Here is a 13,397-nt window from a genome sequence, read left to right as displayed (position 1 = left end):
CATACTAGACTCGCCTCGGACGAGGAGGAGGACCGGAAGTGGTGGGGAAAGGCTCGGGATCGGCCGGAGACGTGTGGCTGCGACCGCCCGCGCGGGCGGCGCGCGAGGCGCCCCCGCTCAGCCGGGACCGCATCGTGGAGGAGGCCGTCGCCCTCCTGGACGAGGAAGGCGCCGACCGGCTGACCATGCGCCGGCTCGCCGAGCGCCTCGGCACCGGTTCGACCACGTTGTACTGGCACCTGAAGACCAAGGACGACGTCCTCGACCTCGTCCTCGACGCGATCTTCGCGGCCGTCGAGATCCCCGGCGAAGACGGCGGGCACTGGCGCGCCGCCGTCACCGCGCTGATCGGCGGGTGGCGCGCCGTCCTCCTGGAGCACCCCTGGTCGGCCGCGCTGCTGGGCCGCCCGATGCTCGGCCCCAACGTGCTCGCCCGCAGCGAGTTCCTGTACGCCACTCTCGTGAAGGCCGGGGTCGTCGAACCCCACCTGACCGCCGCGGCGTACGGGCTGTCCAACTACGTCATCGGAAGCGCGCTCATGCAGGCGACCTGGACGGCCAGGGGACAGCAGGCCGCCGGACAGGCCGCCCGTGAGCAGTTCCAGGCCAAGAGCGACCGCTATCCCGTCCTCGCCGCCCATGGCCCCCTGGTCGCGGACGGAGACTGGGACACCAGCTTCGCCATCGGCCTCGACTGGTTCCTGGACGGCATCCAGGCCGGCATCCAGGCCGGCGCGGCCACCGGCGAGGCGCCGCGTACGGACACCTGACGCGGCCTGCTACCCCCGCACTCTTCGACGCCGGGATCCGGGGTTCGGGGGAAACCCGGGCGTGTGGGTCAGTCGCACAGGACCCGGGTCAGGCGCCGGGAGGCGAACCAGACTCCCGCCCCGGCCAGCACGACCAGGTAGGCCGCGTGCCCCAGCAGCCCCCACCCCAGCATGCCCATGCACAGGCCGCGCACCAGCTCCACCGCGTGGTAGAGCGGCGTGAGCTGGATCAGCACCTCGACCCCGACCGGGTAGTCCTGCACGGGGGAGAACGTCCCGGAGAACAGGAACAACGCGAACTGCCCGGTGCCCATCAGGTCGAAGTCCTGCCAGCCGCGCATCAGCGTGCTGACGGCCATCCCCAGCCCGCCGAAGGCCAGCCCCACCAGCACGGTCGCCGGAAACGCGGCCAGCGCCCAGCCGGGCTCCGCCAGCCCCATCACCACCATCACCACCAGGAAGATCGCGGTGTAGAGCGAGCCCCGGGCGATCGCCCACACCAGCTCGCCCACCGCGATCTCGATGGGCCGCACCGGCGTCGCCAGCACCGCCTCGAACGTCTTCATGTACTTCAACTTGAAGAAAAAGTTGAACGTCGTCTCGGCCAGCGCCCCCGACATCGCCGACACCGCCAGCATCGCCGGCGCGACGAACGACGCGTACGACATGGTCCGCCCGCCCACCGTCAGCTCACCGATCAGCGCGCCGACGCCGACACCGATCGACAGCAGATACAGCAGCGGCTCGAAGAAGCCCGACAGCAGCACGATCCAGTACGACGGCCCGGAGCGCAGCGCCCCCACGTTGCGGCCGATGACGGCGCCCACCCGGCCGAGGGAGACCCGGGACACCACCAGCGTCGTCACCATCAGTCCTCCAGCCTCCGGCGGAACGCCCGCACCGCCAGGAAAAGACCCGCCACCGCCCACACCAGCAGATATCCGGCATGCACCGGAACCGGCCAGGCCGGGGCCGCGCCGAGCGTCGCCGCCCGGCACAGCTCCACCGCATGCCACAACGGCGAGGCGTACGCCAGCGGGCGAAACACCGCCGTGAGCTGCTCGACCGGGAAGAACACCCCCGCGAACAACGTCGAAGGGATCACCACGAACCGGAACAGCAGCGAGAAATAACTGTCGTGATCGATCGTGGCGGCGAACGCCGTCACCGGCGCCGCCACCGACACCGTCAGCAACGCGCACACCAGCGGGGTGACCAGCGCCCACGGCGAATGCAGCCCGCCGAAGAACACCACGACGACCAGGAAGGCCACGACCGCGATCGTCACCCGGAAGACCAGGTAGAGCAGATGGCCCCGGACCATGTCCGCCGGCCCGACCGGCGTGGCCCGCATCGCGTGATGGGCCCGGACCCACTTGAAGTCGCCCAGCACCGAATAGGTCGACTCGCCCACCGCGATCTGGAAGGCCGTCGACGCGAGCACACCCGGCACGATCCACGGCAGGTAATCGACCCCCTGCACCCTGCCGACATAACCCCCGACACCGATGCCGATGCTCACCAGGAACAGCACCGGCAGCACGAACGAGGAGAACACCGACGCCTGCCACAACCGCCGGTAGAGGGTCAGGTGCCGCTCCAGCACCGCGATCGTCGGATGCACTCCATGGGTCACGGCCATCTCAGTCCACCAACGTCCGGCCCGTCAGATGGAGGAACACATCCTCCAGCGTCGACCGCCGCACCAGCACGCTCGACGGCTCCAACCCGCGCCGCTGGATCTCGGCCAGCGCGGCGTCGCCGTCGTCCACGTAGACCAGCACCCGGTCGGGCAGCGGATCGACCCGCTTGCCCACCCCCTCCAGCGCCGCCGCGTACCGCGGCCCCGCCTCCGGCATGCCGGGGAAACGCAACTCGACCACCTCGGCCGTCGAATAGGTCGCGATCAGCGCCCTCGGCGACCCCTCCGCCACGATCCTGCCGCCGTCCATCACGACCAGCCGGTCGCACAACTGCTCCGCCTCGTCCATGTAATGCGTCGTCAGCACCAGGGTGGTGCCCCGCTGCTTGAGCCGGAACAACCGCTCCCACAACAGGTGACGGGCCTGCGGGTCAAGCCCCGTCGTCGGCTCGTCGAGCAGCACGAGATCAGGATCGTTCACCATCGCCCGCGCGATCGTCAGCCGCCGCTTCATGCCCCCCGACAGCGGCTCCACCTTCCCGCCCGCGCGGTCGCCGAGCTGCACGAACTCCAGCAACTCGTCGGCCCGCCTGCGGCTCTCCGCCCGCGACAGCCCGAAATAGCGGGCGTACGTCACCAGGTTCTCCCGCACGGTCAGATCGGGATCGAGGTTGTCGAGCTGGGGACACACCCCCAGACGCGCGCGGATCCTCGGCCCGTCGTGCACCGCGTCCATGCCAAGGATCCGCAGCTCCCCGGCGGTCGGCGTGGACACACACCCGATCATCCGCATGGTCGAGGACTTGCCGGCCCCGTTGGGCCCGAGGAAACCGAACGCCTCTCCCGGCGCCACGTCGAGGTCGATCCCGTCGACGGCGGTGAACTCCCCGAAGCGTTTTACCAGGCCACGCGCGTAGATCAGAGGTTGATCAGCCACGATCCGAGACCCTAACCAACGGCCCCGACACTTCCGCAACAGGTTATCCGCGCCGCCCGGCCGGGCCCTGCCCCGCCTCCCCGGCGACGCCGCGGACACCGTCACGCCGCACCTGATCCACCAGGACCCGCCCCAGGCCCGGCCCTGTATCCGGACGCCCCCCGGTGGCCGTACGCTGACTTGCGTGAACACGTTCGAGCTGGGCACCGACGGCCCACGAGTGATCCTCGTCGGCATCGACGGCTCGGAAACCTCCCTGCGCGCCGCCGCGTACGCCTGGGGGCTCGCCCGCCGCCAGGGCTCGCATGTCGTCCTCGTCTACGTCACCAACCCCGGAACGATCAGCACGATGATGCCGGCCGCGTCGGCCTCGGTGATCGAGGCGGGGGAGGAGGTCGCCGCGGACCTGCGCACACAAGTGGAGCGCTTCGCCCAGACCGCCCACTCACGCGTCGACTACACCTTCCGCACCGAGTACGGCGACGCCGCCGGCGTCCTCGCCAAGATCGCCGACGAGATCAGGGCGGACGCGGTCGTGGTGGGAGCCTCCACACAGGCCGGCCACCGCTTCATCGGCTCGGTCGCGCTCCGTCTGGTCCGCACCGGCCGGTGGCCGGTCACCGTCGTCCCCTGACCCACCGCACATCCACTGGGCCCCGGCTCAGCGACGCTCCGGGCCCGACACGTCCAGCGCCCGCAGGCCCTCCAGCACCCGCAGCAACGTCGCCTCGTCCGGACCGTCCGCCCGCGCGCCCACCGGATGCCGCCGCCCCCGCCGCGGCAGCGCCCCCGCCAACGCCCCCGTCGACGCCGCAGGCCGCCCGCGCGGCGCGGAATCGGCGGCCGGAGCAGCCGCCGCCCCCGGCGGACGCGCCCCCTCCACCGGCGAGATGGCCAGCTCACACCATACGATCTTGCCGCGATCCGGCGCCGAATAGTGGCCCCAGCGCCGGGCCAGGCTGCCGACCAGCGCGAGCCCCCGGCCGCTCTCGCGCAGCTCGCCTCCCCCCTCGCCATGCGGCACCGGCTCGCGCTCGCTGACGTCCCACACCTCGATGAACAGGCTGCGCAGCCCCGGCGCCACCCGGACCCGCAGCGCCACCGTACGCAGGGCCACCGGGAACATCGACGAGGCCACCGGCGGGCTGACCACGGCGTCCGTCGCCCGCACCGCGTTCGTCACCAGTTCGGAGACGACCAGCTCCGCCGTCTCGGCCAGATCCGCGAGCTCCCACCCCCGCAACTGGCACCGCACGAACGCGCGCGCCCGGCGCGGGGCGGTCGCGGCCGACCCGAACACCTTGTAGGCCGTCCTGCGGCCCTCCTGCGAAGGGAAGGGAGAGATCAGCATCGCGCCGGCCGGACCTGGACGAACCGGCCGGCGAGGACCGGGACGGCCGGTCGGGGAAAACCCATGCCTCCGATCATCTGTCATGAACGGCTGCAAAGTGACGGGCTTCACGGCATTCGCCTAACTTTCTCCTGCCGCTCACCCATCGGACACCGCCGTACCTGACACAAGATGACAGGAACACGCGGCACGCTGGACATATGAACGGACACGCCACCGGCACCTTCGACATCACCAACTGGACCGACCTGGCCAGCGAGGAGAAGGAAGGCGCCACCTTCGGCCGCAACCACATCACCAAGACCTTCCACGGCGACCTTGTCGGCACCAGCACCACCGAAATCCTCACCGTCGTCACCCCTGACGGGCCCGCCGCCTACGTCGGCGTCGAACACGTCGAAGGCACCCTCCACGGCCGCAAGGGCACCTTCGTACTCCAGCACAGCGCGGCCAGCCACAACGGCGAACAGTGGATGAAATGGCAGATCGTCCCCACCAGCGGCACCGGCGAACTGGCCGGCCTCACCGGCGAGGGCACCATCCGCGCGGAGGACGGCCACCACTACCTCCTCGACTACACCCTCCCCGAGGCCTAATCGGCCCCCATCCGGGTAGCCGCCGGTCCATGGTGAAATCCGCTGACCGGCGGCCCGCGGACGACCCCGCCGCCGCGCCTGCCACCCCCCGAACTCCGGTACCCCGCGTCGCCGTCATCGCGCACCGCAAGAAGACCGTCGGCGGCGGCCTCGACGAGCTCCGCAAGCTCATCACCGGCTACGACGTCGACGACCTGCTCTGGTATGAGGTCCCCAAGAGCAAGAAGGCCCCCAAGAAGGTCCGCCAGGCCCTCAAGGACGGCGCCGAGCTGTTCTTCCTCTGGGGCGGCGACGGCACCGTGCAACGCTGCGTCGACGCCCTCGCCGGCAGCGACGCCGCCGTCGCCATCGTCCCCGCCGGGACCGCCAACCTCCTGGCCCGCAACCTCGGCATCCCCGAAGACCTCCCCGAGGCCGTACGGATCGGCTTCGAGGGCCGCCGCGCCAAACTCGACCTCGGCAAGATCAACGGCGAGCACTTCGCGGTCATGGCAGGCGTCGGCTTCGACGCCGAGATGATCGCCGACGCCGACCGAGGCCTCAAGGACCGCCTCGGCCGCTTCGCCTACATCTGGACCGGCCTGCGCCATGTCGGCGGCGCCGTGACCCCCATGAAAATCAAAATCGACGACAACGACTGGTTCGAGGGCGACGCCAGCTGCGTACTCGTCGGCAACGTCGGCACCGTCACCGGCGGCATCGACGTCTTCGAAGACGCCCGCTACGACGACGGCTGGCTCGAAGTCGGCGTCTCCACCGCGGAAGGCCCCATCCAATGGGCCCGCGCCCTCGGCCGCATGAGCGCCGGCAACGCCGAGAAATCCCCCTTCGTCCGCATCACCCGCGCCAGGAAGGTATCGGTCAAACTCCGCACTCCCATGGCGTACGAACTGGACGGGGGAGCCCGCGACCGGGTCAAGCGCATCACGGTCAAAGTCGTGCCCCAGGCCGTCACCGTGTGCCTGCCCGACACCACCGCCTGACCAGGCGGGTCCCGGACGCTCCGCGCCCGGTCCAGGGACGACGCCAACCGTCCGAACTGGCCGGGCGCCTCACCGTCGCCAGGCACCCGCCGATCACCCTGTCTCTCTCAGCCGGCGTGAAGGATCCGAAAGCGACCGGGTTCCGCCGGATCTCGATCAACGACCTGGATCGGCGTCCACGCCCATTGCCACACGCTGATACCTGGCATGCGGGAGAACCGGATCCGCCCCCGGGTGCCTTCGACCGCGACGCGCGGCCAGGATCCGGCGGTGCGCGCCCGGTCCACGCCCTGGGAACGCAGCACATCGGCGAGGACGGCGACCGCGTCGTACCCCTCGAAGGCGACGAAGGAGGGCGCTTCGGCCAGCCGCTCGCGGAGGGCCGTCTCGACTCGTGCACCGAGTGGGCTGAGGCGCTCGGGCAGGTAGCGCAAGAACGGGATCGCGGCGCCGTCGTCGCCCAGCAACATCGCCCATTCGGCGAACTCCGGTTGCCCGGCCGGAGCACCGATCATGATCTCGGCGAGGCGCTGGTCGCGGCGGACAGACGTGACGATCGGCACCGCCGGCTCCGGATGGCCCACCAGAAGAAGGAGGGCTGTCGCGCGACTGTCGACGAGTTCGTCGCACACGGCCGTGGGGGTACGCCCGCGCACGTCGAGTTCGATGACGGTGCCGCCGCGTGGAGCGAGGTAGTCCCGCAGAATACGGGCCCCAGCCGCCCAGTAGACACTCGGCTCGGCTGCTACGACGATGCGCCTGTGGCCCGCGCGGAGGAGGAAGTCCGCGTAGATCCCCCAACCGTGGGACTGCGCCGGGGCGAGGCGCGCGACCCATTCCGTCGGCTGTTCGGTGAGCGCGTCGAGAACCGCCGACGAGCAGAGGAACGGCAGGCCGTGGGCGTCGGCCCTGGCGGCAGCGGCACGGGCGACGACGCTGTGATATTCCCCCGCCAAGGCAGCCACGCCCAGGCGCGTCAATTCATCCACGGCCGCCGCGGCCCTGTGCGGATCAGCCGTGCTGTCTCGCACCACCAGCTCGAGTGGTCGTCCGACGATCCCGCCGGCGTCATTGACTTCGCGAACGGCCAACTCGAGTCCAGCGAGCAAGTGCCTGCCTGCCTCGACCCAACCAGGCCGAGTCAGCGGAACGAGAGCGCCGATCTGGACGCACGATCCGTCGGCCCGCTCCGCTCCAGGTGGCGACGGTGGCCTGTTCATGCGCTGGCGTCTCCCATGTAACAACTCGTTGCACTATGCCCGGATCGCAGAGCGGCAAGGCCCGATCGTACGCGCTCATCCCGTCTCGCCCTAGCGGACGCATCCGGATGACCATGCCTGACGTTGCATCCACCACCGCCAACCGGTGCGGAGGAAAGGCCAAGGATCGTGTTTCCCGAGGCCGGTGCCCTCCGCCGCCCCCGGTTCGACGACGTCGCCACCGAAGTCACGGCGAAGGGTTTCCACCATGACGCTTTTTCAGCCGGCCATGCCGGCGAACATGCCGGGTTCATAGGAGCCGCCCGGATTGCGCACGATCACGTTGAGCCGGTTGTTGGCGTTGATCATGGCGATCAGGGACACCAGTGCGACGATCTGGTCGTCGTCGTAATGCTTACGCACCCGGTCCCAGGTCTCGTCGGACACACCGTGGTGCGCGTCGGCGATCCGGGTGCCCTCCTCGGTGAGCGCCAGCGCGGCCTGCTCGGCCTCGGTGAACACAGTGGACTCGCGCCAGGCGGCGACCAGGTGGAGCCGGACCGCGCTCTCCCCGGCGGCCGTGGCGTCCTTCGTGTGGTAGTCGATGCAGAAACCGCAGCCGTTGATCTGGCTGGCGCGCAGCATCACCAGGTCCTGCGTGGCCTGGGGGAGTGGCGACTGCTGGATCGCCAGGGCGACGTTGTAGATCCGCTTGGCGATCCTGGCGCCGAGCTCGTTGGTCATCAGATCGATACGGGGTTCCATGGCGTGGTCCTCACTCGCGACGTGGCGTACCGCGCCGATCGGCGGCGCGGCGTCCTGACGAGCAAGAGATCCCGGCGACCCGATCCCTGTGACAACGCGGCCCTGTGACGTGTGTCACCGAACACGGCTGTCACACAGCGGTGAGGACCGGCCTCCTATGCATGGCACAGTCGAGAACCGACAGACAGGAACCGGCGATGACCGAACGCGACGAGCGACCGACGAACGCAGCAGGGCCCCTCGCTCGTGACAGCCGCATGGACTCCTTCGTGGACCCGGCCACGGAGGTGTTCGTCGCTCATCGCAACCTGTTGTTCACCGTCGCCTACGAGATGCTCGGTTCGGCCGCCGACGCCGAGGACGTGCTGCAGGACACCTGGCTGCGATGGGCGGGCGTCGACCTTGGCGCGGTGCGGGATCAGCGTGCCTACCTGGTGCGGATCGCCACCCGCCAGGCCTTGAAACGGTTGCGTACGCTTGGCCGGCGCAGGGAGTCCTACGTCGGGCCGTGGTTGCCCGAGCCGTTGCTGACGGCGCCGGATGTGGCCGAGGACGTCGAGCTGGCCGACAGCGTCTCGATGGCGATGCTGCTGGTGCTGGAGACGCTGTCGCCGACCGAGCGGGCGGTGTTCGTGCTGCGCGAGGTGTTCGATCTGGACTACGACGAGATCGCCGATGCAGTCGGCAAGAGCCAGGCCGCGGTCCGCCAGATCGCCCACCGCGCACGCGCGCACGTCGCCGCCCGCCGGCCCCGCGACGTCGTCTCCCCCAACGCGACCCGCGACGCGCTCCACGCCTTCCAGCAGGCGGTCGAGACCGGCGACCTGCAACGCCTGCTCGACATCCTCGCCCCCGACGTCGTCCTCCTGAGCGACGGCGGCGGACTCAAGCAGGCCGCGTCGGCGCCCGTCGTAGGGGCCGGCACGGTGGCCCACGTGCTGAGCAGGATCACCCCCGCGGCGTCGCTGCAACCGGCACACGTCAACGGCCACCCCGCCCTGATCGTCCGGCTCGACGGCGACATCGACACCGTCATCACGGTGCGCATCGACGACGGCCTCATCACCGGGCTCTACGCCGTACGCAACCCCGAAAAACTGTCGCACATGGAGCGGGAGACCACGATGAGCCGCTGAGCCCGGCGCCCCGCCGGCAAAGCGGCCACCCAGAGCGACTGCGACGACGACCGTGACGCACATCACAGCACCTCGCGCCGAACCCCCACGACCCGGCACAGTACCCACCAACGATGGACGACACGGACCTCCGGCTGCTGCGACTGGTCGCCACCGGTGACGACCATGCCTTCGAACAGCTCTACACCCGGCACGCCCACGCCCTGCTCGCCTACGCCGAAGGACTGCTACGCGACCGCGGCGCCGCCGAGGAGGCCCTGCAGGAAACCTTCATCGCCGTCTGGCGCTCGGCCGGATCCTACGAAGGCCGCTCCACCGTCCGCACCTGGCTGTACGGCATCTGCCGCCGCCAAGCACTCAAACGCATGAACGGCGGCCGCCCCGCCCCACGCCCCCTGGACGAAGCCGCCCACCTCCCATCCACCGAACCCGACCCCGAAGTCGTGGCCCTCGCCCGCGCCGACACCGCCGCCGTCGCCGCCGCGCTCACCGCACTGCCCGCCACCCACCGGGAAGTCCTCACCCTCGCCCTGTCCGCCGGCCTGTCCCACACCGAGATCTCCCACATCCTGGACATCCCCGTCGGCACGGTCAAAAGCAGGCTGTTCACCGCCCGCGCCGCCCTGGCCAGAGCCCTGCCCGTAGATGTCGAGGGGAGACCACGATGACCCACCCCACCCACCACCTGCCCGCCTACACCGCAGGCCACCTCACCGGCGACGACACCGCCGCCGTCGCCGCCCACCTGGCCACCTGCCCCGCCTGCGCCACCCAGGCCCGCGCATGGCACCGCACCGCCACCGCCGTACAGGACGACACCGCACACGTCGCCCCACCGGCCCCGGACCTGCTCGCCGCCATCCGCCGCCGCCTGACCACCACCCCCAACCCCCCCGGCGCGCGGCACGTCCCCGCCTACCGGGGCGACATCGGCACCCGGCCCCTCCACCGGGCACTCGGCATCCTCACCCGCCAGCGAACCCTGATCCGATGGCCCGTCTGGACACTCGCAGCCGCACTCATCGCCGGCGGCGCCATCCTGGCCGCGCTCGCCCCCACCGGCCACGCCGCACAGGTCCTCGCCATGACCGTGCCGCTCGCGGCAGCGCTCGCCGTCGCCGGAGCCTGCGGAACCGACAACGACCCGCCCGCCGAACTCGCCGCCGCCCTGCCCACCCCACCCCGCGTGGTCCTGCTCGCCCGGCTCACCCTCGTGCTCACCGCCACCGTCACCGCCGGCCTGCTGGCCACCCTCGCACTGTCCGCACTCACCCCCGGCGGGGGAGCGGCCGGACTGGTCACCGCCTGGTTCGGCCCCCTCGTCCCCCTGTCGGCCACCAGCTTCGCCCTCTCCGTCCTCTACCGGCCCTCCGCCGGCGTCACCACCGCCCTCGCCCTCTGGCTGGCCCGCGCCCTGTCGACCGGCCAGACCGCCGCGACCGGCCTCAGCCCCGCCGTACTCCGCCTCGTCGACCCCCTGTGGACACCCGGCCCCGCCGTACTGACCTCCGCCGCCGCCCTCGTGGCCGCCACACTCCTGCTCAGCCCGCGCCTGCCCCGATCCCAGCACACCGGACACATCTGGCGATGAACCTTCACGCCCCCGCCGGTACCAACTCCCCGTGAAGCACCTACCCCTGTGGCGGCACGAACTGCGCCGCGCGGGCTGGACCGCATGCGCGGCCCCCGCCGCCGCGCTCGCCGCCACCCTCGCCCTCACGGCGACCGCCGCGGCCTTCGGCACCGCACGCCCCCAACTCGAACGCATCCTGCTCACCGGACTGGAAGCGCTCATCCCGCTGTCGGCCGGCATGGCCGCCGTCGCCGTCGTCTCCCGCGACCCCAGCCGCGAACTCCAGCTCACCCTCCCCACCCCGTACACCACGACCCTCGGCCGCCGCCTGGCCGTCCTCGGCGGCCTCAGCGCCGCCCTGTCCATCGCCTACTCCGCCACACTCGCCATCGGCGGCTGGTGGAACGGGCCCGGCCTGCCGTACGCGCCCCTCGTCTGGGCCGCCCCACTCCTGTGGCTCACCGGGCTCGCCCTCCTGGTCGCCGCACTCGGACGCAGCGTCGTGCTCGCCACCACGACCGTCGCCGCCGTATGGCTCGGCGAACAACTGTTCGCCACGTCCTTCGCCACCACCCCCGGGCTCCGCCCGTTCTTCCTCTTCATGACCACCCGCATCGGCGTCCCCACCGACTGGGACGCCAACCGCGCGGCGCTGGCCACCTCCGGGGCCCTGCTCGCGGCCCTCGCCATGATCCTGCTGCGCCGCCCCGAACGCCTGCTCACCGAGGAGGAGACATGACCATCGCGCGACAGACGTGGGCGGTGACCCGCTACGAGTTCCGCATGCAGATCCGCAAACGGTCCCTGTGGATCACCACCGCCGCCCTCGCCGTCGTCCTCACCCTCACCCAGGGCGACCGCGGACCACGCCACCTGCCGCCCGGCACACCACCCCGCGAGGTGATGGCCGGCTGGGCCCTGCTGATGTCCATCCTCCTGCCCATCGGCTTCGGAATGGTGCTCGCCGACCGCCTCACCCGCGACCGCCGCCTCGGCCTGGCCTCCCTGCTCGAAAGCCTCCCGACCGGCCGGGGCGCACTCGTCGCCGGCAAGTACCTCGGCGGGCTGACCTCCACCGCGGTCCCCGCCGCGCTGGTCCTCCTCACCGCAGCCGCCGGCGAGACCGCCAACCGGCACGACCCCGCCCTGTTCGCCTGGGCTGCCGCCGCCTTCGCCCTGATCACCCTCCCCGGGCTGGCCTTCGTGGCCGCCTTCGCCCTCGTCTGCCCGCTGCTGACGACCGCTCCGCTGTTCCGGGTGCTGTTCGTCGGCTACTGGTTCTGGGGCAACATGCTCAACCCCGACCTGTTCCCCTCACTGACCGGGACCCTGCTGACCCCCCTGGGCGACTACCCGGCGACCTGGCTGACGGGGGAGCGGGCCCTGTACGCGGGCGCCGACGGCTGGCTGGAGTTCCTGCGCCCCCACCCCGGCGGCACGGCGACAATCCTGGCCATCGCCCTGCTCCTCCTGCTCAGCGTCCCGCCCCTCGCCCTGGCCCCACCACTGCTGCGCCGCCGAAACCTGTCCGCCTGACCTCCCGAAAGACACCCCGCATGGACATCCAGATCTCCGGGCTGCGCCGCACCTTCGGCAAGGTCACCGCCCTTGACGGACTCGACCTCGCCGTCCCCGGCGGCATGTACGGCCTGCTCGGCACCAACGGTGCAGGCAAGACCACACTCATGCGCGTACTCGCCGGAGTCCTGCCGCCAACCGCCGGCACCGTACGCGTCGGCGGCCACGACCTCACCACCAGAAGCGGCCGCCTGGCCGTACAACGCCGCCTCGGCTACCTGCCCCAGGACCTGGGCCTCTACCCGGACCTGTCGGCCCAGGAGTTCCTCGACTACGTCGGCCTGCTCAAAGGACTCGACGACAGCGCCGCCCGCCGCCGCCAGATCGGGGAGCTCCTCGACATGGTCGGCCTGACCGGCGCCGCCACCCGTAAGCTCCGCGGCTTCTCCGGCGGCATGCGCCGCCGCGTCGGCATCGCGCAGGCCCTGCTCGGCGACCCCGCCCTGGTCGTGGTCGACGAGCCCACCGCCGGCCTCGACCCCGAGGAGCGCATCCGCTTCCGCACTCTCCTGGCCTCCATCGCCGCCGGCCGCACCGTCCTGCTCAGCACCCACATCGTCGAGGACGTCGCCCAGACCTGCCGTGACACCGCCGTCATGGCCCGCGGCCGGGTCGTCTTCAACGGTCCGGTCGCCGACATCGTCCAGCAGGCCGAAGGCGTCACCTGGGAACTGGTCGGCCAGGGACCGCCACCCGCCACCGGCGTCGTCGTCTCCGCCGTCAGCCGCTCCGACGGCACCCACTACCGTCTCGTCAGCCCCGCCCGGCCCGACCCCCGCGCCGTACCGGTCCAGCCCTCGCTGGAGGAGGGGTACGTCGCGCTCATGCACGCGGGCACGAGCGGCTGAACAGCGGGGGAGAGGGGAA

At 71.3% G+C, this 13,397-nt stretch carries 16 protein-coding genes; 10 read left to right on the top strand and 6 right to left on the bottom strand.

What is annotated here, in order from left to right; genetic code table 11:
• Positions 1-38: 38 nt before the first annotated feature.
• Positions 39-770 (top strand): TetR/AcrR family transcriptional regulator, encoded by a 732-nt coding sequence (locus HHX35_RS23605; protein ID WP_182900919.1) that lies wholly within the window; start codon positions 39-41, stop codon positions 768-770.
• 68 nt (positions 771-838) lie between these two features.
• Here the strand turns inward: HHX35_RS23605 and HHX35_RS23600 are convergent, their stop codons facing one another.
• The 3 genes from HHX35_RS23600 to HHX35_RS23590 are packed head-to-tail and all read right to left on the bottom strand — an operon-like array spanning position 839 to position 3,349.
• A complete protein-coding gene (locus tag HHX35_RS23600) occupies positions 839-1,639 on the bottom strand; it encodes an ABC transporter permease (protein ID WP_182900918.1) in 801 nt (266 codons plus the stop codon).
• A complete protein-coding gene (locus tag HHX35_RS23595; protein ID WP_182900917.1) occupies positions 1,639-2,412 on the bottom strand; it encodes an ABC transporter permease in 774 nt (257 codons plus the stop codon). The genes HHX35_RS23600 and HHX35_RS23595 overlap by 1 nt, the downstream gene beginning before the upstream one ends.
• Position 2,413: 1 nt before the next feature.
• A complete protein-coding gene (locus HHX35_RS23590) occupies positions 2,414-3,349 on the bottom strand; it encodes an ABC transporter ATP-binding protein (RefSeq protein WP_310739257.1) in 936 nt (311 codons plus the stop codon).
• A gap of 184 nt (positions 3,350-3,533) precedes the next feature.
• Here HHX35_RS23590 and HHX35_RS23585 point away from each other — a divergent pair, with 184 nt between their 5' ends.
• Positions 3,534-3,983: a universal stress protein gene (locus HHX35_RS23585; protein WP_139572477.1), complete on the top strand. Its 450-nt coding sequence runs from the start codon at positions 3,534-3,536 to the stop codon at positions 3,981-3,983.
• A 27-nt stretch (positions 3,984-4,010) separates the two neighbouring features.
• On the opposite strand, the gene HHX35_RS23580 is transcribed toward HHX35_RS23585, so the two are convergent.
• Positions 4,011-4,700: an ATP-binding protein gene (locus HHX35_RS23580; RefSeq protein WP_182900916.1), complete on the bottom strand. Its 690-nt coding sequence runs from the start codon at positions 4,698-4,700 to the stop codon at positions 4,011-4,013.
• Between the two features lie 200 nt (positions 4,701-4,900).
• Here HHX35_RS23580 and HHX35_RS23575 point away from each other — a divergent pair, with 200 nt between their 5' ends.
• Both HHX35_RS23575 and HHX35_RS23570 read left to right on the top strand, forming a co-directional pair.
• Positions 4,901-5,296, top strand: coding sequence for a DUF3224 domain-containing protein (locus HHX35_RS23575; protein ID WP_182900915.1), 396 nt, complete (start codon positions 4,901-4,903; stop codon positions 5,294-5,296).
• A gap of 29 nt (positions 5,297-5,325) precedes the next feature.
• On the top strand, positions 5,326-6,279 hold the full coding sequence (locus HHX35_RS23570; protein ID WP_182900914.1) for a diacylglycerol kinase family protein: 954 nt from the start codon (positions 5,326-5,328) through the stop codon (positions 6,277-6,279).
• 107 nt (positions 6,280-6,386) lie between these two features.
• Here HHX35_RS23570 and HHX35_RS23565 read toward each other — a convergent pair whose 3' ends face one another.
• Both HHX35_RS23565 and HHX35_RS23560 read right to left on the bottom strand, forming a co-directional pair.
• The gene (locus tag HHX35_RS23565; RefSeq protein ID WP_182900913.1) at positions 6,387-7,499 is read right to left on the bottom strand and encodes an ABC transporter substrate-binding protein; all 1,113 of its coding nucleotides are present in this window, start codon (positions 7,497-7,499) and stop codon (positions 6,387-6,389) included.
• 258 nt (positions 7,500-7,757) lie between these two features.
• The gene (locus HHX35_RS23560) at positions 7,758-8,243 is read right to left on the bottom strand and encodes a carboxymuconolactone decarboxylase family protein (RefSeq protein WP_182900912.1); all 486 of its coding nucleotides are present in this window, start codon (positions 8,241-8,243) and stop codon (positions 7,758-7,760) included.
• A 257-nt stretch (positions 8,244-8,500) separates the two neighbouring features.
• Between HHX35_RS23560 and HHX35_RS23555 the strand changes: the two genes are divergently transcribed.
• From HHX35_RS23555 to HHX35_RS23530, 6 genes are all read left to right on the top strand, one after another.
• The gene (locus tag HHX35_RS23555) at positions 8,501-9,379 is read left to right on the top strand and encodes an RNA polymerase sigma-70 factor (RefSeq protein ID WP_220505824.1); all 879 of its coding nucleotides are present in this window, start codon (positions 8,501-8,503) and stop codon (positions 9,377-9,379) included.
• 113 nt (positions 9,380-9,492) lie between these two features.
• A complete protein-coding gene (locus HHX35_RS23550) occupies positions 9,493-10,047 on the top strand; it encodes an RNA polymerase sigma factor (protein ID WP_182900910.1) in 555 nt (184 codons plus the stop codon).
• Positions 10,044-10,970, top strand: coding sequence for an anti-sigma factor (locus tag HHX35_RS44725; protein ID WP_182900909.1), 927 nt, complete (start codon positions 10,044-10,046; stop codon positions 10,968-10,970). Before HHX35_RS23550 ends, HHX35_RS44725 begins: the two co-directional genes overlap by 4 nt.
• 31 nt (positions 10,971-11,001) lie before the next feature.
• Positions 11,002-11,691 (top strand): hypothetical protein, encoded by a 690-nt coding sequence (locus HHX35_RS23540; protein WP_182900908.1) that lies wholly within the window; start codon positions 11,002-11,004, stop codon positions 11,689-11,691.
• Positions 11,688-12,488: an ABC transporter permease gene (locus tag HHX35_RS23535; RefSeq protein WP_182900907.1), complete on the top strand. Its 801-nt coding sequence runs from the start codon at positions 11,688-11,690 to the stop codon at positions 12,486-12,488. Before HHX35_RS23540 ends, HHX35_RS23535 begins: the two co-directional genes overlap by 4 nt.
• A 20-nt stretch (positions 12,489-12,508) precedes the next feature.
• Positions 12,509-13,378 (top strand): ABC transporter ATP-binding protein, encoded by an 870-nt coding sequence (locus HHX35_RS23530; protein ID WP_182900906.1) that lies wholly within the window; start codon positions 12,509-12,511, stop codon positions 13,376-13,378.
• The last annotated feature ends 19 nt before the right edge of the window (positions 13,379-13,397 follow it).

This window comes from Microbispora sp. H10830, from assembly GCF_014161375.1.
Lineage (GTDB): Bacteria > Actinomycetota > Actinomycetes > Streptosporangiales > Streptosporangiaceae > Microbispora > Microbispora catharanthi.
The sequence above is the reverse complement of the archived record's forward strand: the minus strand, read 5'-3'. Positions and strand labels throughout refer to the sequence as shown.